19 protein-coding genes are annotated in these 22,096 nt (G+C 70.4%); 9 read left to right on the top strand and 10 right to left on the bottom strand.

Annotation, left to right across the window (positions count from 1 at the left end):
• Nucleotides 1-21: 21 nt before the first annotated feature.
• The 6 genes from uvrB to AC07DF_RS21175 all read left to right on the top strand — a co-directional run bounded on the left by uvrB (nt 22) and on the right by AC07DF_RS21175 (nt 7,806).
• Complete coding sequence (gene uvrB / locus AC07DF_RS21200) at nt 22-2,169, top strand: excinuclease ABC subunit UvrB (RefSeq protein WP_478973341.1); 2,148 nt, start codon at nt 22-24, stop codon at nt 2,167-2,169.
• 139 nt (nt 2,170-2,308) lie between these two features.
• On the top strand, nt 2,309-2,887 hold the full coding sequence (locus tag AC07DF_RS21195; RefSeq protein WP_478973338.1) for a TerD family protein: 579 nt from the start codon (nt 2,309-2,311) through the stop codon (nt 2,885-2,887).
• A 77-nt stretch (nt 2,888-2,964) separates the two neighbouring features.
• A complete protein-coding gene (locus AC07DF_RS21190) occupies nt 2,965-4,983 on the top strand; it encodes a TerD family protein (RefSeq protein ID WP_478973335.1) in 2,019 nt (672 codons plus the stop codon).
• A 224-nt stretch (nt 4,984-5,207) separates the two neighbouring features.
• Entirely contained in the window at nt 5,208-6,209 is a 1,002-nt protein-coding gene (locus AC07DF_RS21185; protein ID WP_478973332.1) for a TerC/Alx family metal homeostasis membrane protein, read from the top strand.
• Nucleotides 6,210-6,339: 130 nt separating this feature from the next.
• A complete protein-coding gene (locus AC07DF_RS21180; RefSeq protein WP_478973329.1) occupies nt 6,340-6,642 on the top strand; it encodes a hypothetical protein in 303 nt (100 codons plus the stop codon).
• 63 nt (nt 6,643-6,705) lie between these two features.
• Entirely contained in the window at nt 6,706-7,806 is a 1,101-nt protein-coding gene (locus AC07DF_RS21175) for a calcium:cation antiporter (RefSeq protein WP_478973326.1), read from the top strand.
• On the opposite strand, the gene AC07DF_RS21170 is transcribed toward AC07DF_RS21175, so the two are convergent.
• Entirely contained in the window at nt 7,796-9,094 is a 1,299-nt protein-coding gene (locus AC07DF_RS21170; protein ID WP_478973323.1) for an MFS transporter, read from the bottom strand. The genes AC07DF_RS21175 and AC07DF_RS21170 overlap by 11 nt on opposite strands.
• A gap of 93 nt (nt 9,095-9,187) precedes the next feature.
• On the bottom strand, nt 9,188-10,234 hold the full coding sequence (locus AC07DF_RS21165; protein WP_478973320.1) for a S66 family peptidase: 1,047 nt from the start codon (nt 10,232-10,234) through the stop codon (nt 9,188-9,190).
• A gap of 103 nt (nt 10,235-10,337) precedes the next feature.
• Here AC07DF_RS21165 and aroQ point away from each other — a divergent pair, with 103 nt between their 5' ends.
• Entirely contained in the window at nt 10,338-10,811 is a 474-nt protein-coding gene (gene aroQ / locus AC07DF_RS21160) for a type II 3-dehydroquinate dehydratase (protein ID WP_478973317.1), read from the top strand.
• A 94-nt stretch (nt 10,812-10,905) separates the two neighbouring features.
• Here aroQ and AC07DF_RS21155 read toward each other — a convergent pair whose 3' ends face one another.
• The 5 genes from AC07DF_RS21155 to AC07DF_RS21135 form a co-directional block, all read right to left on the bottom strand.
• Entirely contained in the window at nt 10,906-11,658 is a 753-nt protein-coding gene (locus tag AC07DF_RS21155; RefSeq protein ID WP_478973314.1) for an amino acid ABC transporter ATP-binding protein, read from the bottom strand.
• Nucleotides 11,655-12,557, bottom strand: coding sequence for an amino acid ABC transporter permease (locus AC07DF_RS21150; RefSeq protein ID WP_478973311.1), 903 nt, complete (start codon nt 12,555-12,557; stop codon nt 11,655-11,657). Before AC07DF_RS21150 ends, AC07DF_RS21155 begins: the two co-directional genes overlap by 4 nt.
• On the bottom strand, nt 12,554-13,426 hold the full coding sequence (locus AC07DF_RS21145; RefSeq protein ID WP_478973308.1) for an ABC transporter substrate-binding protein: 873 nt from the start codon (nt 13,424-13,426) through the stop codon (nt 12,554-12,556). Before AC07DF_RS21145 ends, AC07DF_RS21150 begins: the two co-directional genes overlap by 4 nt.
• A 348-nt stretch (nt 13,427-13,774) precedes the next feature.
• Complete coding sequence (locus AC07DF_RS21140; protein WP_399020365.1) at nt 13,775-14,431, bottom strand: MBL fold metallo-hydrolase; 657 nt, start codon at nt 14,429-14,431, stop codon at nt 13,775-13,777.
• A 35-nt stretch (nt 14,432-14,466) separates the two neighbouring features.
• Nucleotides 14,467-15,156 (bottom strand): maleylpyruvate isomerase family mycothiol-dependent enzyme, encoded by a 690-nt coding sequence (locus AC07DF_RS21135; RefSeq protein ID WP_478973304.1) that lies wholly within the window; start codon nt 15,154-15,156, stop codon nt 14,467-14,469.
• A 222-nt stretch (nt 15,157-15,378) separates the two neighbouring features.
• On the opposite strand from AC07DF_RS21135, the gene uvrA reads away from it, so the two are divergent.
• Complete coding sequence (gene uvrA / locus AC07DF_RS21130) at nt 15,379-18,411, top strand: excinuclease ABC subunit UvrA (protein WP_478973301.1); 3,033 nt, start codon at nt 15,379-15,381, stop codon at nt 18,409-18,411.
• Nucleotides 18,412-18,489: 78 nt separating this feature from the next.
• On the opposite strand, the gene AC07DF_RS21125 is transcribed toward uvrA, so the two are convergent.
• Nucleotides 18,490-19,053 carry a YceI family protein gene (locus AC07DF_RS21125; RefSeq protein ID WP_478973298.1) on the bottom strand — a complete coding sequence of 188 codons (564 nt, stop codon included), beginning with the start codon at nt 19,051-19,053 and terminating at the stop codon, nt 18,490-18,492.
• Between the two features lie 101 nt (nt 19,054-19,154).
• Here AC07DF_RS21125 and AC07DF_RS21120 point away from each other — a divergent pair, with 101 nt between their 5' ends.
• Nucleotides 19,155-20,018 carry a helix-turn-helix domain-containing protein gene (locus AC07DF_RS21120; RefSeq protein WP_478973295.1) on the top strand — a complete coding sequence of 288 codons (864 nt, stop codon included), beginning with the start codon at nt 19,155-19,157 and terminating at the stop codon, nt 20,016-20,018.
• A gap of 6 nt (nt 20,019-20,024) precedes the next feature.
• On the opposite strand, the gene AC07DF_RS21115 is transcribed toward AC07DF_RS21120, so the two are convergent.
• Nucleotides 20,025-20,933 (bottom strand): carbohydrate kinase family protein, encoded by a 909-nt coding sequence (locus AC07DF_RS21115; protein WP_478973292.1) that lies wholly within the window; start codon nt 20,931-20,933, stop codon nt 20,025-20,027.
• A 65-nt stretch (nt 20,934-20,998) separates the two neighbouring features.
• Nucleotides 20,999-22,072, bottom strand: coding sequence for a LacI family DNA-binding transcriptional regulator (locus AC07DF_RS21110; protein WP_478973289.1), 1,074 nt, complete (start codon nt 22,070-22,072; stop codon nt 20,999-21,001).
• Nucleotides 22,073-22,096 lie beyond the last annotated feature (24 nt).

Raw genomic sequence — 22,096 nt, 5'->3', positions numbered from 1 at the left:
CGGGGTCGTACGGTGGATTCCATGCGGCCCGTTTCCCAGATCGAACGCACGGTGGCGCCCTTCGAGGTCGTCAGCCCCTACCAGCCGAACGGCGACCAGCCGACGGCCATCGCCGATCTCGCCCGGCGCGTCCAGGCAGGCGAGAAGGACATCGTCCTGCTCGGCGCGACCGGCACCGGCAAGTCCGCCACCACCGCGTGGATGATCGAGAAGCTTCAGCGCCCCACACTCGTGATGGCGCCGAACAAGACGCTGGCCGCCCAGCTGGCGAACGAGTTCCGCGAGCTGCTCCCGAACAACGCCGTCGAGTACTTCGTCTCGTACTACGACTACTACCAGCCCGAGGCCTACGTCCCGCAGTCGGACACCTACATCGAGAAGGACTCCTCGATCAACGAGGAGGTCGAGCGCCTGCGCCACTCCGCGACCAACTCCCTGCTCACCCGCCGCGACGTCGTGGTGGTCGCCTCGGTCTCCTGCATCTACGGCCTCGGTACGCCGCAGGAGTACGTGGACCGCATGGTCCCCCTCAGGGTCGGCGACGAGTTCGACCGGGACGAGCTGCTGCGCCGCTTCGTGGACATCCAGTACACGCGCAACGACATGGCCTTCACCCGCGGCACCTTCCGCGTCCGCGGCGACACCATCGAGATCTTCCCGGTCTACGAGGAGCTGGCCGTCCGCATCGAGATGTTCGGCGACGAGATCGAGGCGCTCTCGACCCTCCATCCGCTCACCGGCGAGATCATCAGCGACGACCAGCAGCTGTACGTCTTCCCGGCCTCCCACTACGTCGCGGGGCCCGAGCGCCTGGAGCGGGCGGTCAACGACATCGAGAAGGAGCTGGGCGAGCGCCTCTCGGAGCTGGAGAAGCAGGGCAAGCTCCTGGAAGCCCAGCGCCTCAGGATGCGCACCACCTACGACATCGAGATGCTCCGCCAGATCGGCTCCTGCTCCGGCGTGGAGAACTACTCGATGCACTTCGACGGCCGTTTGCCCGGCTCCCCGCCCAACACTCTGCTGGACTACTTCCCGGACGACTTCCTCCTCGTCATCGACGAGTCGCACGTCACGGTGCCCCAGATCGGCGCCATGTACGAGGGCGACGCCTCTCGCAAGCGCACCCTCGTCGACCACGGCTTCCGGCTGCCCTCCGCCCTGGACAACCGCCCCCTGAAGTGGGAGGAGTTCCAGGAGCGCATCGGCCAGACGGTCTACCTGTCGGCGACCCCCGGAAACTACGAGCTCTCCCGCGGGGACGGCGTCGTCGAGCAGATCATCCGCCCCACCGGCCTGGTCGACCCGGAGGTCGTCGTCAAGCCCACCGAGGGCCAGATCGACGACCTGGTGCACGAGATCCGGACGCGCACCGACAAGGACGAGCGCGTCCTGGTCACCACGCTCACCAAGAAGATGGCCGAGGACCTCACGGACTACTTCCTGGAGCTGGGCATCCAGGTGCGCTATCTGCACAGCGACGTCGACACCCTGCGCCGTGTCGAGCTGCTGCGTGAGCTGCGCTCCGGCGAGTACGACGTGCTCGTCGGCATCAACCTCCTGCGGGAGGGCCTCGACCTGCCCGAGGTGTCCCTGGTGGCGATCCTGGACGCCGACAAGGAGGGCTTCCTGCGCTCCGGCACCTCCCTGATCCAGACCATCGGCCGCGCCGCGCGCAACGTCTCGGGCCAGGTCCACATGTACGCCGACAAGATCACCCCGGCGATGGAGAAGGCCATCGACGAGACCAACCGGCGCCGCGAGAAGCAGATCGCGTACAACACGGAACAGGGCATCGACCCCCAGCCCCTCCGCAAGAAGATCAACGACATCGTCGCCCAGATCGCCCGCGAGGACGTCGACACCGAGCAGCTGCTGGGCTCGGGCTACCGCAAGGGGCGCAAGGACGGCGGGGGCGCCAAGGCGCCCGTGCCCTCGCTGGGCGGCAAGGCCGCCGATGGGGCCAAGCCCGCCAAGGGCAAGGGCAAGGCCAAGGAGACGGTGCCGACGGACCGCCCCGCGGCCGAACTCACCGAGCAGATCGAGGAGCTCACCACGCGCATGCGGGCCGCCGCGGCGGACCTTCAGTTCGAGATCGCGGCCCGGTTGCGCGACGAGGTCTCCGAGATGAAGAAGGAACTGCGCCAGATGAAGGAGGCGGGTCTGGCCTGACAGCGGACCGTGTACGCGCAGTGTTGCAACACCGACACAAAGCGCGGACCGGACTACGTCACTGTCAGTGCCCCTGCGTAGGGTTCTGGTCAACCGCGAATGCGCGGCAACAGGGGACGTTCGAGAGGGGAATCAGCGCGTGACCGTCAACATGACCAAGGGTCAGGCCATCAGTCTGCAGAAGAACGACGGCGGCAGCCTGACCGCGGTGCGGATGGGTCTCGGCTGGCAGGCGGCTCCCCGGCGCGGCCTGTTCGGCTCACGGACGCGCGAGGTCGACCTCGACGCCTCCGCCGTCCTGTTCGCGGACAAGCAGCCGGTCGACGTCGTCTTCTTCCGCCATCTGGTGAGCGACGACGGCTCGGTGCGCCACACCGGCGACAACCTCGTCGGCGGTGTCGGCCAGGGCGGCGACGACGAGGCCATCCTCGTCGACCTCTCCCGCGTCCCGGTCCACATCGACCAGATCGTCTTCACCGTGAACTCCTTCACGGGCCAGACGTTCCAGGAGGTGCAGAACGCGTTCTGCCGCCTGGTCGACGAGACCAACGGCCAGGAGCTCGCCCGCTACACGCTGGCGGGCGGCGGCCAGTACACGGCCCAGATCATGGCGAAGGTGCACCGCTCGGGCGCGGGCTGGTCGATGACGGCCCTGGGCAACCCGGCCAACGGCCGCACCTTCCAGGACCTCATGCCGACGATCCTGCCCGTCCTCTAAGCCTCGGGAGGCAACCGCTCGGGGCGGGCCGGCGAGCGGCACACGACACCACACAACGACACAGGGGGACGAAGGCGATGACGGCCGAGCTGGTGCGGGGGCAGAACCACCCGCTCTCCCAGGCCCGTCTCGAGATCCGGGTCTCGGCCGGCACACCGATCGTGACCGCGGCCGCGCTCAGCGACGAGACCGGCAGGATCCAGGGCGTGGAATGGGTGGCTCATCCGGGCGCACCCACCCAGCCCGGTCTCGAGGTCTCCCGGCAGGCCGCCGCGGACCACCGCCTCGCGGTGGACCTGGACGCGCTGCCGGAGGCCGTCCACCGTGTCGGCGTGCTGCTCGCTCTGACCGGCGGGGCGGGCCCGGTCCGCTTCGGTGCTGTCGCCGCCCCGTTCGTCGCGGTCACCGGCCTCGACGGCGGCGAGATCGCGAGTTACACCCTCACCGGCCTTGACACCGAGTCGGCCGTGGTCGCCCTGGAGCTCTACCGCCGGCAGGCCGCCTGGAAGGTGCGTGCCGTCGGCCAGGGGTATGCGGGCGGCCTCGCCGAACTCCTCACCGACCAGGGACTGCCCCAGGCCCGGCAGCTCACGGCCGGCATCGAGGAGGCGGTGGCCCGAGGGCTGGCCCGCTCGGTGCAGGCGCCCCCGCCGCGCACCGCGGACGGCGACCGTTCCCGCCAGACCGCGACCCCGGCACTCGGCCCGGACCAGGGCGGCACCGCGCCACAGGGAGCCCCCGGCCCCGTACCGCCCACGTCCCCGTACGGCGGACAGCCGCCCGGCGTGCCGGGACAGCCCGCACCGCAGTCGCCGTACTCCGGCACCGCACCGGATTCTTCCGCCGTCAGCCAGCCGTCCGGACCCACCGCGGGCGGCCCGATCGACTACAGCCATCCGCGCCGCCAGAACGCCGCTCCGCCCCCGCCTCCGCCCACCGCACCCCCTGCCGCCCCCGGGCAGCACGCCCAGCCCGTCGCGGGCGATGCGACCGGCTGGTCCATGGAGGAGCGGCTCTACAACCAGGTGTGGGGCATGTTCGAGGACCTGGCCCGTACCACCGCCGCCTACCGCAGCGCCGTCGACTTCGCCGAGTCCCGTATGGACAAGGAGCTCGAGCAGGTCCTGTCCGACCCGCGCAGCCGGATCGGCGGGCAGGGTGACGCCGCCCGTGAAGCGGCCCGCGCCCGGCACGCACAGCTCGTCGCCCAGGCCAAGGAGGCCCTGGACCGGGACCTCTCCCAGCTCATGGCCGAGGCCGCCGTCGTCGAACCGGCCCTGCCGCCGGCGTACGCCCGCTGGGACAACCCGGTGTGGCATGCCTACCGGCCGCCGATGGAGATCCCCATGGCGCTGCGCCTGGGCGACCTCCATCTCCCCGAGGCCGACCGGGTTCGTATCCCGATGCTGGTCCGGCTGCCGCTGGAGCGCGGCCTGTGGATCGACAGCGGCCACACCGGATCGTCCGACGGTTCGTTCACCGACTCGCACGCCATGGGGCGTCTCGCCATGGAGACGGCGGTCGCGCACGCGGCCCGGCTGCTCGCCGTCTATCCGGCGGGTGAGTTCACCGTCCATGTCATCGACCCGGCCGGCTCGGGGGCGCAGCCCCTGGCACCTCTCGTGCGGACCGGAGTGCTCGCGGCCCCGCCCGCGCTCGGCGCGGCAGGGGTGGCGGACGTGCTGGGGCGGCTCACCCAGCGGGTCGACCTGGTGCAGATGGCGGTACGGGGAGGCGCCGCCGACTCCCTGCCACCCGGCTTCGACACCTCGCAGCAGCTGCTGCTCGTCAACGACTTCCCGCACGGCTTCGACGACCGTGCCGTGAACCAGCTGCGCTACCTCGCCGACGAGGGTCCCGCCTTCGGCGTCCACCTGATGATGGTGGCCGACCGTGAGGAGTCCTCCGCGTACGGTCCTTTGCTCGACCCGCTGTGGCGTTCGCTGTTGCGACTGACGCCCGTGCCCGACGACCACCTCGCCGACCCGTGGGTCGGTCATGCCTGGTCATGCGAGCCGTCACTGGTGCCGCCCGGCAGTCAGGTCCTCCAGCAGGTGCTCAGCCAGGTCGCGGCAGCCCGCACCAAGTACTTGTAAAGCCTCCTGACCTGGGGTTTTGGTCCTTCTTTTGCCAAGCGCTTTACCTGTTCTTGGTGATTGCGGTACTGTTGTCGGCACGGAGGGGAGTACTCCCTGTCTGCTGCGACGTACCCGTCAATACGGATCAGGCCAGATCCCGGGGCGTCGGCCCATCCTTGGGTGGAAGAGACCTCCGGCAGCGACGACGCTGACATTTGCCGTTAACGACTGCCGGAGGCGCAGTGGATGTTTCCATGACCCTATGGGTCCTGACGATCGTGGGCCTCGCCGCCCTGATCGCGGTCGACTTCTTCATCGGCCGCAAACCGCACGACGTGTCGATCAAGGAAGCCGGGATCTGGACGATCGTCTGGATCGTGCTCGCCGCGCTCTTCGGGCTCGGTCTGCTGGTGTTCGGCGGCGGCCAGCCCGCCGGTGAGTTCTTCGCGGGCTTCATCACCGAGAAGTCGCTGAGCGTCGACAACCTCTTCGTCTTCGTCCTGATCATGGCGAAGTTCGCGGTGCCCTCGCAGTACCAGCAGCGCGTTCTGCTGATCGGTGTTCTCATCGCCCTGGTCCTGCGGGCCATCTTCATCGCCGCCGGCGCGGCGATCCTCGCCAGCTTCGCCTGGGTGTTCTACATCTTCGGCGCCTTCCTCATCTACACCGCCTGGAAGCTCATCCAGGAGGCCCGCGCGGACGAGGACGACGAGGACTGGGAGGAGAACAAGCTGCTCAAGGCCGCCGAGCGCCGCTTCGGTGTGGCCGACCGGTACCACGGCACCAAGCTGTGGATCCAGGAGAACGGCAAGCGGGTCATGACCCCGATGCTGGTCGTGATGCTGGCGATCGGCACCACCGACGTCCTGTTCGCCCTCGACTCCATCCCGGCGATCTTCGGCCTGACGCAGGACCCGTACATCGTCTTCACGGCCAACGCGTTCGCCCTGATGGGTCTGCGCCAGCTGTACTTCCTCATCGGCGGCCTGCTGAAGAAGCTGGTCCACCTCAGCTACGGCCTGTCGATCATCCTGGGCTTCATCGGCGTGAAGCTGGTGCTCCACGCCCTGCACGAGTCCGGGGTGCACGTCCCCGAGATCAGCATTCCGGTATCGCTCGGCGTGATCTGCGCCGTCCTGGTCGTCACCACGATCACCAGCCTGCGCGCTTCCAAGAAGCAGGCGGAGGCCGAGGCGGCGCAGGGGCAGAGCGGAAGCGCTCCGAAGGACAGCATCGACGTCTGACCGCGTCGGACGTAGGAACAACCATCACCGGGACCGGTGGTCGGCGAATTGCCGACCACCGGTCCCGGTGCTTGCTTGTTTCCTGAGCGCGTTCCCCGGACCGGGGGCGCCGTGGCCGGCTGGAGGTGCCATGAAGTTCGTGCAGATCATCGACTTCGAGACCGAGCGCTTGGACGAGATGGAGCAGGTGCTCGAGGAGGCGGGGCAGCGGCTCGCCGGCCGGACGGGTGGCCCCACGCACCGCATCCTCCTGAAGGACCGCGACAATCCCCGCCGCTATCTGGCGCTGATCGAGTTCGAGTCGCACGAGGAGGCCATGCGCAACAGTGACGACCCCGAGACCAGCAGGATGGCGGAGCAGTTGGGCGCGCTCTGCATCGGCGAGCGGGTCTACACCAACTGCGACCTCCTGGACGCGAGCGAGCTCAAGTAGCCTCCGGCACGGGCCTCGCGCGACCGGAGTGCGGGGCCCGTGCACCTCTGCGACCATCACTGCATGATCGCTCGGCGCAGGCCGCTCACGGCACAGTGGACGACCTTGGTGCCCGTGCTCGCGGCCGTGCTGCTGGTCCTCACCTGGGGGCGCGATCTGTCCGCGACTGTCGTCGCGCTGGTGACCCTGGTCCTGGCGGGAGCTGTTCTGTCCGCAGTCCACCACGCCGAGGTGGTGGCGCACCGGGTCGGTGAACCGTTCGGCTCCCTCGTGCTCGCCGTCGCCGTCACGATCATCGAGGTCGCCCTCATCGTCACCCTGATGGTCGACGGCGGGGACAAGAGCTCGACACTGGCCCGCGACACGGTCTTCGCGGCCGTGATGATCACCTGCAACGGCATCGTCGGTCTGTGCCTGCTGGTCGCCTCGCTGCGGCACGGCACGGCCGTCTTCAACCCGGAGGGCACCGGGGCCGCACTCGCGACCGTCGCGACCCTGGCCACGCTCAGCCTGGTCCTGCCGACGTTCACCACGAGCAAGCCGGGCCCGGAGTTCTCCACCGTCCAGCTGACCTTCGCGGCGCTCTCCTCGCTGATCCTGTACGGCCTGTTCGTCGCGACGCAGACCGTGCGGCACCGGGACTACTTCCTGCCGATCACCCGGCAGGGCGACGTGATCACCGCCGAGGAGCACGCCGCGGCGCCGACCGCCCGTACCGCCCTGATCAGCCTGGGACTGCTGGGCCTGGCCCTGATCGGCGTGGTCGGCCTGGCCAAGGGCGTGTCGCCCACCATCGAGTCGGGAGTGGAGGCCGCCGGGCTGCACCAGGCCGTGGTCGGCGTGATCATCGCGCTGCTGGTGCTGCTCCCGGAGACCATCGCCGCACTGCGCTCCGCACGCCGCGACCGTGTGCAGACCAGCCTGAACCTCGCCCTCGGCTCGGCCATGGCCAGCATCGGCCTGACCATTCCAGCCGTCGCTCTCGCGTCCGTGTGGCTGTCGGGCCCGCTGGTGCTCGGCCTCGGCGCCACGCACATGGTGCTGCTCGCACTGACGGTGGTGGTGGCCTCCCTGACGGTGGTCCCGGGGCGGGCCACACCGCTCCAGGGCGGGGTCCATCTGGTGCTGTTCGCGGCGTATCTCGAGCTGGCGATCAACCCGTAGACGCCTCCGCCTCAGCCCCAGACCCAGCCTTTGCCCCTGCTCCCGCCGGCACCGGACGGGTCTCCGGCAGCAGCGCGAAGCACCCCAGGCTGAACAGCGCGATCGCCGTCAGATACGCGGCCACGCCCCAGGGCACCCGCCCGCCCTGCTCGGCCAGCGCCGTCGCCACGATCGGCGTGAGCGCGCCCCCGAGCACACCGCCGAGGTTGTAGCCGACGGCGGCGCCGGTGCAGCGCACCCGCGGCTCGTACAGCTCCGGCAGATAGGCGGCGATCACGGCGAACATCGTGATGAACGAGAGCATCGCCCCGAGGAAGCCGAGGAACATCGGCAGTGGCGTGCCGGTGGCGAGAAGCGCGACCATCGGGAACATCCACAGGGCGGCCGCCGCGCACCCGGCCAGGCACATGGGCCGTCGGCCGTAGCGGTCGCCGAGCATCGCCACCAGCGGTGTGAGCGCGCCCTTCACGAGCACCGCGCCCATGATGCAGGTCAGCATGACGCCGCGGCTCACCCCGAGCCGTTCCGTGCCGTAGGCGAGGGACCAGGTCGTCACGGCGTAGAAGATCGCGTAGCCGATCGCGAGCGCTCCGCCGGTCAGCAGAAGGAGGCGCCAGTGGTCGCGCAGGACCTCGGCGAGCGGCACGCGCGCGTGGTCGTCGAGTTCGAGGAAGCTGGGGCTCTCGGCGAGCGACGAGCGCAGCCACAGCCCCACGATCGCCAGCACCCCCGCCGCCCAGAACGGCACCCGCCACCCCCACGCGGCGAACTGCGCCTCGGACAGCGTCGTCGACAGCCCCAGCACCACACCGTTGGCGAGCAGGAACCCCAGCGCGGGCCCGACCTGCGGGAAGCTCGACCACAGCCCGCGCCGGCCTGCGGGCGCGTGCTCCACCGTCAGCAGCACCGCCCCGCCCCATTCTCCGCCGAGCCCCAGTCCCTGCAGGAAGCGCAGCACCAGGAGCAGGAGGGGAGCGAGCACGCCGATCGTGTCGTACGTCGGCACACAGCCGACCGCGACCGTGGAGGCGCCGGTCAGCAGCAGGGAGGCGACGAGGACCGGCCGTCGTCCGCGCCGGTCCCCGATGTGCCCGAACAGCACCGACCCCAGGGGACGTGCCACGAAGCCCACGCCGAAGGTGGCGAAGGCGGCCAGCGTCCCGGCCACCGGCGAGAAGGTCGGGAAGAACAGCGGCCCCAGGATGAGGGCCGCCGCGGTCCCGTAGACGAAGAAGTCGTAGAACTCGATGGCCGTGCCGGCGAGCGAGGCCGCCGCTAGGCGCGGCATGGAGGGTGCCCTTACGGTGCGTACGTCGTGCATGCCGCGTCAACTACCCACGGTGACGGCCGGTTACGGGGGCGCGCGGGGGCTCGGGGTTCTTCAGTAGGTGACCGTGATGCGCCGGTCCGGTCCGTCCACGCGCACGGTTCCCCCGTACGGGATCACCAGTTGCGGATCGGTGTGCCCGAAGTCCACGTCGAAGACGATCGTGGTGTCCGGAGCGTAGGCCCGCATGGCACGCAGGACCGCCTCACGCTGGTCGGACGCGTAACGCGCCGCCTCCTCCGGGGTGTTGGGCCGCTCGAAGGACCAGGTCTTCGGTCGGCCCATCAGCAGCGCCGGGAAGCGCTGGAGCAGCCCGCGCTCACCCATGTTGCGCAGTGTGCTGAAGACCTCCGTGGCGCTCGGCATGTCCTCCGAGGTCTCCAGCAGCAGCACCCCGCCGTCGTACTCGGACAGGTCGTGCGCGATCTCGCGGTCGGCCATCAGCAGCCAGCCGACGATCTCCAGGCAGCCGCCCCAACTGCGGCCCTCCACCACCCGGTCGGCGTTGACCCAGGTCCAGCCGGTCCCGGGCCGGGTCTCCGGCTCGGCATCGAAGGTCGACGGATCCGCCCAGTCCCGGTCGACGTCACGCCACCGCTCGGCGGGCTTCAGCTCGTACGGGCCGGAGGTGAACAGGGCCGCACCCAGGGACTCGGCGGTCTGCGGGTGCATGGCGCCAGGACGGCCCAGCTCGCACATGACGCTCCCGCCGTGGTAGCCGACGATGCCGCTGTTGTGCAGGAAGGCGAGCAGGTTGGTGTTGTCGCTCATCCCGAAGAAGGGCTTCGGGTTCGCCTGGAGCAACTCCCGGTCCAGGAGCGGCAGCACGGTGATCTGGTCGTCCCCGCCGATCGACGCGATGACCGCCTTGATGTCCGGGTCGGCGAAGGCGGCGTGGATGTCGTCGGCCCGTTCCCGTGGGGAGGAGCCCATCATGCGCGTCGCCGGATACTCGACCGGCTCCAGCCCGTACTCCTTGCGCAGCCGCTCCAGGCCCAGCTCGTAGGGGAGCGGGAAGAGCCCCGGCAGACCGGAGGAGGGCGAGATCACGGCGATACGGTCACCGGGCGACGGCTTGGGCGGGTAGGAGAGGCTCGTCATGCCGGGAGACTACGACCCGGCGCGCTGTCGGCGCACCGTGATAAACCGGGTCCGAGCAGCGGTCCGTCACGGGCCGCCCGACCCTGAACGGACCGGAGGAACCGTGCCCCGCACCCTGGCCAACGCCCCGATCATGATCCTCAACGGCCCCAATCTGAACCTGCTCGGCCAGCGTCAGCCCGAGATCTACGGCTCCGACACCCTCGCCGACGTGGAGGCCCTGTGTGCCAAGGCGGCGGCCGCGCACGGCGGCACGGTCGACTTCCGCCAGTCCAACCATGAGGGCGAGCTGGTGGACTGGATCCACGAGGCGCGGCTGAACCACTGCGGCATCGTGATCAACCCGGGCGCCTACTCGCACACGTCCGTCGCCATCCTGGACGCCCTCAACACCTGCGACGGCATGCCGGTGTTGGAGGTCCACATCTCCAACATCCACCAGCGCGAGTCGTTCCGGCATCACTCCTACGTCTCGCTGCGCGCCGACGGGGTCATCGCGGGCTGCGGGGTGCAGGGCTATGTGTTCGGGGTGGAGCGCGTCGCCGCGCTGGCGGGGGCGGGACAGGCGGACGCCTAGACCCGGCCCACGATGTAAGCCCCGACGACCGAGGCGAGCGCCCCTTACACCCGCCTCGCCCCGACTACGGCCGCCCCGCCTACAGCCGTTCCGACTACAGCCGTCCCGCCTCCACGATCCGCCGCAGGAAGCGCTGTGTGCGCTCCTGCCGCGGTTCCCCGAAGACCTGCTCGGCGGTGCCGCGCTCCAGCACCACGCCGCCCTCCAGGAAGCACACCTGGTCGGCGACCTCCCGCGCGAAACCCATCTCGTGCGTGGCCAGCACCATGGTCATGCCCTCGTCCTTCAGGTCGCGGACGACGGTGAGGACCTCGCCCACCAGCTCGGGATCGAGGGCGGCGGTGATCTCGTCGAGCAGCAGCAGCCGGGGACGTACGGCCAGGGCACGCACGATCGCCACCCGCTGCTGCTGGCCGCCGCTCAGCCGGTCCGGGTACTCGCCCGCCTTCTCGCCCAGGCCCAGCCGCTCCAACAGCTCACGCGCCCGTTCCTCGGCCTCCGCGCTCGGCAGGCCGTGCACCCGGCGCGGAGCGAGCGTGATGTTCTCCAGGACCGTCATGTGCGGGAAGAGGTTGTACGACTGGAAGACCACGCCGATCCGGCGGCGCACGGCGTCCTGGTCGACGCGCGGGTCGGTGATCTCCTCGCCGTCCAGCCAGATCGCCCCGTCGTCGATCTCCTCCAGCAGGTTCGCGCACCGCAGCAGCGTGGACTTGCCGGAGCCGGAGGCACCGATCAGCGCGGTGACCGTGTGCGGGGCCACCTCCAGATCGACGTCCCGCAGGACGACCGAGCCGCCGAAGGTCTTGCGGACGGACTCCATGCGCAACACGGGCGTCTCGCTCATGTGGTTCCTCCCTGGGCCCGCCGGCGGTCCATCCGTGCCGTCACCCAGTCCGTGAACCGGGTCATGGGGATGGTCAACGCGACGAAGACCAGACCCGCGACGATGTACGGCGTGTAGTTGAGGCTGCGGCCCACGATGATGTCGGCGGCCCGTACGGCGTCCACCGCACCGCCGATCGAGACCAGCCCGGTGTCCTTCTGGAGCGACACCAGGTCGTTCAGCAGCGGCGGCACCTGGCGCCGTACCGCCTGGGGCAGTACCACGTGGCGCAGCGCCTGCCGGTTGCTGAGCCCGAGCGAGCGGGCCGCGGCGCGCTGCGAGGGATGCACGGACTCGATGCCGGCGCGGAACACCTCGGCGACGTACGCCGAATACGTCAGGGTGAGCGCGGTGCCGCCGAGGAGGACCGGGTCGACGGTCACCCCTTGGAGCCGCAGTGCCGGCACGCCGAGGACCACGATCATCAGGTTGATGATGAGCGGCAGCCCCCGGAAGAAGTCCGTGTAGGCGGCGGCGAGGAAGCGCAGCGGGAAGAACACCGGGCCGCGCAGCGTACGCGCGACGGCGATCAGCATGCCGAGGACGAGCACCGCGGCACCGCAGACCAGCAGCAGCCGGACGTTCAGCCACAGCCCTTCGAGGACCTTCGGGAACGCCTCGCGCGCGTAGCCCCAGTCGAAGAAGGTCTCCTTGGTGCGCGGCCAGCCCGGGGCGTTGACGACGACCAGGTAGAGGACCGCTCCGGTCACGAGAGTCGAGAGCGCGCCGATCGCGGTGGCTCGGCGGGCACGGGCGCGCTGGTAGCGCTCACGGTCCAGGCGCCGCTGCGACGGGACGTACCCGTCCGGAGCGTCCTGCTCGCCGGAGTTCTCCGCCGGCTCCGCCTTGTCCAGCGTCACTTGAGCACCGGCGCGTCGACGGCGTCCGACAGCCACCGCTGCTCGAGCTTCGCCAGCGTGCCGTCCTCGCGCAGCGCGTCCACGGCCCGGGAGACGCAGGGGGTGAGCGCGCTGCCCTTGTCGAGCACGAGGCCGAACTGCTCCGGCGTACCGCCCTGGGCCTCGAACTGGCCGATGATCGTCGCGTCCGTGATCTCGGCCCCGGTGATGTAGAAGGCGGTCGGCAGGTCCACGACGATGGCGCCGACCTGGCCGTTCTTCAGCGCGGACTTGGCCTGGTCGTTCTTGCCGAAGACGGCGGCCGCCTGCTTCGGCTTCACCACGTCGTCGATGTAGTCGAGGCTGGTGGTGCCGACCTGGGCGCCCAGCTTCACGTCCTTCAGGTCGGCGATGCTCTTCGCCTTCGCGGCCTTGGAGCCCTTCAGTGCGACGACGGCCTGGCGCACGTCGTAATAGCCGGACGAGAAGTCCACGGCCCTCTTGCGTTCGGCGCTGACGGAGACCTGGTTGATGTCGAAGTCGAACGTCTTCTCGCCGGGCGCGAAGGCCTTGTTGAACGGGACGGTCTGCCAGGCGACCTCGTCCTTGCCGTACCCGAGCCGCTCGGCGACGGCGTACGCGACCGCCGACTCGAAGCCCTTGCCGCCGGCGGGGTCGTCGTCCTTGAACCACGGCTCGTAGGCGGGCTCGTCGGTGGCGATCGTCAGCTTGCCCGAGGTGTGGGTGGCCAACTTGCCCTTCGCACAGGTGCTTCCGGCCGATGCCGATGGCCCGTCCGAGGCCTCCGGCTGTGGAGCACAGCTCACGGCGGCGGCGAGGAGGACGGCGGCGGCGGCAGCGCGGCGCAGGGCGCGCGGGGCAGGATGCATGGCGCGAGATTGGCAGCCGACGGGCTCGTTTGTCGAGGTCACGACGGTAAGTGCTCGCATCGTGGGAGCGGGCGTTGCGTTCTTGTGAACTCTTCCCGCCGCGCGCCGTGTCGGGCGGGCGCCGGGGCCGCCGGCCGAGGGCGGGGATCGACAGGCCGGCGGCCCATCCGCCCAGGAGCCGTCATCCTGCGCGGGGCTCCCACCAGTTGACTGCGCAACTACGCGCACCGGGAGCGCGCGTACGACACCGGCGTGTGTGAAGCGTTCACACGGGGCGCGTGCGCGGCTCGTTCCTGCGAACTCGCGCCCCGGCCCGGCTTCTCACCACCCGCGCGCGTGCCACCTCGGTCACCACCCGCGCGCGTGCCACTCCGGAAGTTGCGGGCGCTCCGTGCCCAGCGTCGTGTCGTTGCCGTGCCCCGGGTAGACCCACGTCTCGTCCGGGAGGACGTCGAAGATCCTGGTCTCGACATCGTGGAGGAGGCTGGCGAACGCCTTGGGGTCCTTGTGGGTGTTGCCCACACCGCCGGGGAACAGGCAGTCCCCGGTGAACACATGGGGATGCCCGTGCGGGTCGTCGTAGACGAGGGCGATCGAGCCGGGCGTGTGCCCGACCAGGTGGCGCGCGGTGAGCTCCACGCGCCCCACCCGGATGGTGTCGCCGTCGTCGACCAGCACGTCGGTCCGTACGGGGATGCCCTCGGCGTCGTCCCGGCCCGCGTACGTGCGGGCGCCGGTGGCCGCCACGACCTCGGCGAGCGCCTGCCAGTGGTCGCCGTGCTGGTGGGTGGTGACGACGGACGCGATGCCGTCGCCACCGATCATGCCGAGCAGCGTGTCCGCCTCGTTCGCGGCGTCGATCAGCAGCTGCTCGTCCGTGGCCCGGCAGCGCAGCAGATAGGCGTTGTTGTTCATCGGGCCGACCGCGATCTTGGTGATCATCAGGTCCTTGAGCTCGTGCACGTCGGCAGGCCCGCCGACCGTCACCTCTCCGCTGTACGTCATGTCCGCCAGCCTATAGCGGGGGAGTGGTCCGGGTCCTAGAGCGGGGGCAGCGCCGGAAGCGGGCCGCCGGCCACCGTCAGGCCGGATCCGGCACGGCGGCCGGCGAGCCAGCCCAGCAGATCGGCCGGGGGACCGGTGACGGTCACCTCGGGTCCGTCTCCGGGCTGCCGCCCCGTGCTCCACGCGCGCGTGCCGTCCGTGAGGCGCGTGGCCGGTACGTCGGGATGCCCGGCGAACCGGTCGGCCAGGAAGACGATCTCCCGCTCGGCGAACTCCGCCGGCAGATCCTCCAGCTCGTAGCCGATCCCCAGGTCCACGTGATGCAGCTCCACCTCCACCCAGCGCCGGAACGGCACCCGGGAGGCGGAGTCCGTGACCCCGTTGCGCAGCTCCACCGTGCGCGACCAGTCCGCCGGAGCGGCCCCGGTCTCCTGGAAGCGGGCCGCGCTCTCGCGCAGGTCGGCGAGCTGGACGTCGAGGGCGCGCGGGGCGTCCCGCTCGATGTCGCTGTCCCGGGTTTCGCCGGAGACGTACATGGGACGTCCCTCCAGGACGTTCACGAGGGCGTCCGCGTTGCGGGCGAGGTGGGCGAGGACATGGCCACGGGTCCAGCCGGGAAGCCGTGACGGCTGCGTCACAGACGCGTTGTCCAGTTTGCCGACTGCGATGAGCAGCCGCTCCGTAGCGTCCTGTACAGACGCCAGGTCATGACCGTGATCAATCATGGTGCTGACCCTAGCCCCGTCACACCTTTGGGTGAAGGTGGTGAACGAGTGCCGTAAATCGAATGCACGTGCTATATGGTCGGACGTGACGTCGGGCATGCTGGAGAGCCGGGGTTTGTTGGCAACCCGTGAATCCGCCCGGCGTTGTCAGTGGCTCCCCCTAGTCTGAGAACGACGGGGGCCCCGCCCCTGTCACTTCTCTCAAGAAAGGTGCGGACCGGCGTGGCCGACCGTCTCATCGTTCGTGGAGCGCGCGAGCACAACCTCAAGAACGTCTCGCTCGACCTCCCGCGCGACTCGCTCATCGTCTTCACGGGCCTGTCGGGGTCGGGCAAGTCCTCGCTGGCCTTCGACACCATCTTCGCCGAGGGACAGCGGCGCTACGTGGAGTCGCTCTCCTCCTACGCCCGGCAGTTCCTCGGCCAGATGGACAAGCCGGACGTCGACTTCATCGAGGGCCTCTCCCCGGCGGTCTCCATCGATCAGAAGTCGACCTCGCGCAACCCGCGCTCCACGGTAGGCACCATCACCGAGGTCTACGACTACCTGCGCCTGCTCTTCGCGCGCATCGGCAAGCCGCACTGCCCCGAGTGCGGCCGCCCGATCTCCCGCCAGTCGCCGCAGGCCATCGTCGACAAGGTCCTGGAGCTGCCGGAGGGCAGTCGCTTCCAGGTGCTGTCGCCGCTGGTGCGCGAGCGCAAGGGCGAGTTCGTCGACCTCTTCGCCGAGCTCCAGACCAAGGGCTACTCCCGCGCGCGGGTGGACGGCGAGACCGTCCAGCTGTCGAACCCGCCCACGCTGAAGAAGCAGGAGAAGCACACCATCGAGGTGGTCGTCGACCGCCTCACGGTCAAGGAGGGGGCCAAGCGCCGCCTCACCGACTCCGTGGAGACCGCCCTCGGCCTGTCCGGCGGCATGGTCGTGCTCGACTTCGTCGACCTCCCCGAGGACGACCCCGAGCGCGAGCGCATGTACTCGGAGCACCTGTACTGCCCGTACGACGACCTCTCCTTCGAGGAGCTGGAGCCCCGTTCCTTCTCCTTCAACTCGCCCTTCGGCGCCTGCCCGGACTGCTCCGGCATCGGCACGCGCATGGAGGTCGACGCGGAACTGATCGTCCCGGACGAGGACAAGAGCCTCGACGAAGGCGCCATCCACCCCTGGTCGCACGGGCACACCAAGGACTACTTCGGCCGCCTCATCGGCGCCCTGGCCGACGCGCTGGGCTTCCGTACGGACATCCCCTTCGCGGGCCTGCCGCAGCGCGCCAAGAAAGCCCTGCTCCACGGCCACAAGACCCAGGTCGAGGTCCGCTACCGCAACCGCTACGGACGCGAGCGCCGGTACACCACGGCCTTCGAGGGCGCCATCCCCTTCGTCAAGCGCCGGCACAGTGAGGCCGAGAGCGACTCCAGCCGTGAGCGCTTCGAGGGCTACATGCGCGAGGTGCCCTGCCCCACCTGTGAGGGCACGCGACTGAAGCCGATCGTCCTCGCGGTCACGATCATGGACAGGTCCATCGCCGAGGTCTCCGCGATGTCGATCAGCGACTGCGCGGACTTCCTGGGCGAGCTGAAGCTCACCGCCCGCGACAAGAAGATCGCCGAGCGCGTGCTGAAGGAGGTCAACGAACGGCTGCGGTTCCTGGTCGACGTCGGCCTGGACTACCTCTCGCTGAACCGCGCGGCCGGCACCCTCTCCGGCGGCGAGGCCCAGCGCATCCGCCTGGCCACCCAGATCGGCTCCGGCCTGGTCGGCGTCCTGTACGTCCTCGACGAGCCGTCCATCGGTCTGCACCAGCGCGACAACCACCGCCTGATCGAGACCCTCGTCCGGCTGCGCGACATGGGCAACACGCTCATCGTCGTCGAGCACGACGAGGACACCATCAAGACCGCCGACTGGATCGTCGACATCGGCCCCGGCGCCGGCGAGCACGGCGGCAAGGTCGTGCACAGCGGCTCCCTGAAGGAACTGCTCGCCAACGCCGAGTCGCAGACCGGTCAGTACCTGTCCGGCAAGAAGGCCATCCCGCTGCCCGACATCCGGCGCCCGCTGGACCCGTCCCGGCAGCTCACGGTGCACGGCGCCCGGGAGAACAACCTTCAGGACATCGACGTGTCCTTCCCGCTGGGCGTACTCACCGCCGTCACCGGCGTGTCCGGCTCCGGCAAGTCGACCCTGGTCAACGACATCCTGTACACCCACCTGGCCCGTGAGCTGAACGGCGCGAGGAACGTACCCGGGCGGCACACGCGCGTGGACGGCGACGACCTCGTCGACAAGGTCGTGCACGTCGACCAGTCGCCCATCGGCCGCACCCCGCGCTCCAACCCGGCCACCTACACCGGCGTCTTCGACCACATCCGCAAGCTGTTCGCCGAGACCACCGAGGCGAAGGTCCGCGGCTATCTGCCCGGCCGCTTCTCCTTCAACGTCAAGGGCGGCCGCTGCGAGAACTGCTCGGGCGACGGCACCATCAAGATCGAGATGAACTTCCTCCCGGACGTGTACGTCCCGTGCGAGGTCTGCCACGGCGCCCGGTACAACCGGGAGACCCTGGAGGTCCACTACAAGGGCAAGTCCATCGCCGACATCCTGAACATGCCGATCGAGGAGGCCACGGAATTCTTCGAGGCGGTCCCCGCGATCTCCCGGCACATGAAGACCCTGAAGGACGTCGGTCTCGGCTACGTCCGGCTCGGCCAGTCCGCGACCACCCTGTCCGGCGGTGAGGCCCAGCGCGTCAAGCTCGCCAGCGAGCTCCAGCGCCGCTCCACCGGCCGCACGGTCTACGTCCTGGACGAGCCGACCACCGGTCTGCACTTCGAGGACATCAGCAAGCTGCTGACGGTCCTGTCCGGACTGGTCGACAAGGGCAACACGGTCATCGTCATCGAGCACAACCTCGACGTGATCAAGACCGCCGACTGGATCGTCGACATGGGCCCCGAGGGCGGCGCCGGCGGCGGCCTGGTCGTCGCGGAGGGCACCCCCGAGCAGGTCGCCGCGGTCCCGACCAGCCACACCGGCAAGTTCCTCCAGGATGTCCTGGGCGCCGACCGCATCAGCGACGCGGCCTCGGTGCCGGCACCGCGCCGGACGGCCGCGAAGAAGACGGTCGCGGCGCAGGCCCCGGCGAAGAAGACCGCCACCAAGAGGGTCAACAGCACCGCCACCAAGAAGGCGGCGGTCAAGGCCACCAAGACCACGAAGGCCGCCGCGAAGAAGACGACGCGGACGACCAAGGGCTGAGGCTGCGCCGACGGGCCGTGCCCCACGGAGACCTCCGTGGGGCACGGCCCGTCGGCGTATCGCGCGTCCCTGTGCCGGTCAGTCCTTCTTCGGCTCCACGAACTGCATGTCGAGCTGGATCTTCACCACTTCCCCGAGCAGCCCGGGAGCGAAGTCCAGCCCGAACTCGCTGCGCCGGATCTCACCCGTGGCCTCGAACCCGGCATGCCGGCTGCCGTCCATGGGCACCTCGACCAGCCCGCCGAACTCCACGGCGAGCGTCACCGGCCGGCTCACCCCGCCGATCGTCAGCTCACCCTCCATCGTCCAGTCCTCGCCCGCACCCGACACCCGCGTCGAGCGGTACGTCATCGTCGGGCGCTTCTCGACGTCGAGCAGGTCGGAGGCGCGTACATGCGCGTCCCGGTCGGCGTTGCCGGTGTCGATCGAGGCCAGGTCGACGGTCGCGGAGACCCGCACGTCCTCGACCCGTTCCCCGACGTACAGTTCGGCCTCCAGCCGCTCGAAGCGTCCCCGCACCTTGGCGATGCCCAGGTGACGGATGGTGAAGTTCACGGAGGAGTGGAACGGGTCCAGGGCCCAGTCCCCCGGAGTCAGCGGCAGGGTGGTGGCGGAAGCGGCGGCAGCGATGTCGTTCGTCATGTGCTCCACCCTGAGGGTCACGCGGCCGATGAGGGAGACCGTCCGGAGCCTGGTAGTGGCAGGGCCACGATCCGCGCCCGCGCGCGTTGTACGTTCGGCGGGTGAGCGACAACGAGTTGGGCACGTTCCTGCGCACCTGGCGTGAAGCCGTCAGCCCCGCCGAGGCGGGCCTGCCCACGGGGTCCCGGCGCCGCACCCCGGGCCTGCGACGCGCCGAACTGGCCACGCTCGCCGGCATCAGCGTCGAGTACCTCACCCGGCTGGAACAGGGACGCGACCGCAACCCCTCCGCCCAGGTGCTCGGTGCCCTCGCCGACGCCCTGCAGCTGTCGCTCAACGACCGGATGCTGCTGCGCCGCCTGACCAAGGAGGCGGACGGCGGCGACCCGCTGGTCTGCGCGGCGGCCCCTTCGCTCGGCTACACGGCCCGCCCCACCGTCCGGTCGGTGCTCGATCGCCTGGAGCCGGCCCCCGCGCTGGTCGTCAACTGGATCGGCGACATCCTCGCCCACACCGCGGGCTACGAGCGGCTGGCCGGACCCATCGGCCTGCTCGACGACGAGCGGCCCAACCTGCTCCGGTACCTGTTCACCGACGAGCGGGCCCGCAGCGCCTACCGCGACTGGGACCGGGTGGCCGACGACCTCGTCGCCCGGCTCCGGCACGGGGCCCCGCTCCGGGATCCTTACGTCGCCGAACTGGCCGACGAGCTGACGGTGACAGCGGGGGCGGAGTTCGCCGACCGGTTCGCGGACCTGGCCCTGGCACCACGGCGGACGGGATCCCAGCACATCGAGCACCCGGAGGCCGGATCGCTGCGACTGCTGCACGAGACGCTCGTGCTGCCCGACGAGGGCCAGCGCGTGATCGTCCATCTGCCCGCCGACGATGCCACGGCCGCCGCCCTGGACCGCCTCGACGGGCGCCGCCCCGGCGCGCTGCGGGCCGTGGGAGAGGCCGGCTGAGCGGATTCAGCCTTCCAGCTCGTGAGCGTACGGCGGTTCCGCACCCGCCCGTGAGCAGGTGACGGCCGCCGCGCGAGCCGCGAATCGCAGGAGTTCCGTCCAGCCGTCGGACCCCAGCGCTTCCAGGGCCCGATCGCTCAGCGCATCGCGCACCGCGAGTCCGTGCAGCAGCGCCGCGTTGACCGTGTCGCCCGCGCCGATCGTGTCCACGACCTCCACCCGCTCGCCCGGTACGGAGTACTCGCCGCCCTCAGCGGTGAAGACGGTCAGCCCGTCGCCGCCCCGGGTGACCACGACCGCTGCCGGGCCCGCCGCCAGCCACTCCTGGGGCGTGCCGCCGAGCCACTGGGCGTCCTCGGCGGACAGCTTCAGCAGCGACACGGACGGCAGCCAGCTCTTGAACCGCGCCCGGTAGGCGTCCGCGTCCGGGATCAGCCCGGCCCTGATGTTCGGGTCCAGCGCGGTGAACACTCCCTGCGCCGCCGCTGAGCGCATGAGTTCCTCGTACGCGCTCGCCCCCGGCTCCAGCACCAGCGAGCAGGTGCCGAAGGAGACCGCACGGGTGCCCGACGGCAGCGCGGCGGGCGCCGCGAACAACCGGTCCGCCGTCCCGTCCACATAGAAGGAGTACGCCGCCGAGCCGTCCACGCCGACCGTGGCGACGGCGAGGGTCGTCGGCTCGGTCCCGCGCTGCGCCGACGACACGTCGACCCCGGTCTCGCGCAGCCGGTCCAGCAGCGCCTCCCCGAAGGCGTCGTACGACACCCGGGAGCAGAAGGCGGCAGGGGAGCCAAGGCGGCCCAGCGCCACGGCCGTGTTGTACGGGCCGCCGCCGAGCGCCGGCTGCAACGCCGCCAGGGCACCCGTGCCCCGCGGTACCAGGTCGATCAGTGCCTCACCGGCGACGACGATCATGCGACGGTTCCTCTCTCGGACTGCACGGACTGCACGGACTGCACGGACTGCTGGAGCTGCTGGGGCTAGTGGGGCAGCTGGGCCTGCTGAGGCCGCTCGGGGTGCTCGGATCGCGTGGGCTCCTCCGGGCAGCCGCACGAGGTGCGGTGGACGAAGGCGGAGGGGAGCCGCACCGTCCGCGCCGGCCGGCCCGGCTCGGCGAGACGCTCCAGGAGCACGTGTACGGCCCGGGCGCCGATGTCCTTGCTGGGCTGTGCGACCGCGGTGAGCCGGGGCGAGAACAGATCGGCCCAGGCGAAGTCGTCGAAGCAGCACAGCGCGATGTCGCCCGGTACGGACAGGCCACGGGCGCGCAGGGCACGCAGCGCCCCGATGGTCATGGCGTTGTTGCCGGTGACGAGCGCGGTGGGCGGCACGGCGAGGGACAGCAGGGCCGCGGTCGCCTCTTCGCCACCGTCCGACTCCGAGTCGCCGTGCACCAGGAGCCGTTCGTCGTACGGCAGTCCCGCGAAGGCGAGACCGCTGCGGTAGCCGGTGATCCGCTCGCTCGTGGTGCTGAGCCCCGGCCGCCCCGCCACCAGCCCGATCCGCCGGTGGCCGAGGCCGGCGAGATGGGTGACCAGTTGGGACGTCGGTTCGGCGTTGTCGGCGCACACCTGGTCGAAGCGCGGACCACCGTCGCCGGCCGGGGCGCTCACCAGCCGGTCGAGGAACACCGCCGGCACGTCGTGCCGCTCCAGGTAGGCGAGCAGTCCGCGCGGGTCCGCCGAGGGCGCGACGATCATGCCGTCCACCCGGCGCTCGTGCAGCAGCTGGACGACCTTGCGCTCGTGCTCCGGGTCGTCGTGCGGATCGGCGATCAGCAGGCTGTAGCCGTGTTCCAGGGCACTGGCCTCGACTCCCTGAAGGATCTCCGTGAAGTACGGGTTGCTGATCGCCGACACCGCGAGTCCGATGGAACGGGTGCGTGACGTCACCAGGGAGCGGGCCAGCGTGTTCGTGGTGTAGCCGAGCTCCTCCACGGCGTCCAGGACCGCCTGGCGAGTGTGCGGCAGCACCGGCCGGGTGCCGTTCAGCACGTGCGAGACGGTCGCCACGGAGACACCGGCGCTCCGCGCGACGTCGGCCATGGTCGCCATGCCGTTCCCTTCTCCGCATCCGGC

Source organism: Streptomyces sp. NPDC044719 (assembly GCF_056433405.1).
This window is presented reverse-complemented; position numbering and strand designations above follow the sequence as displayed.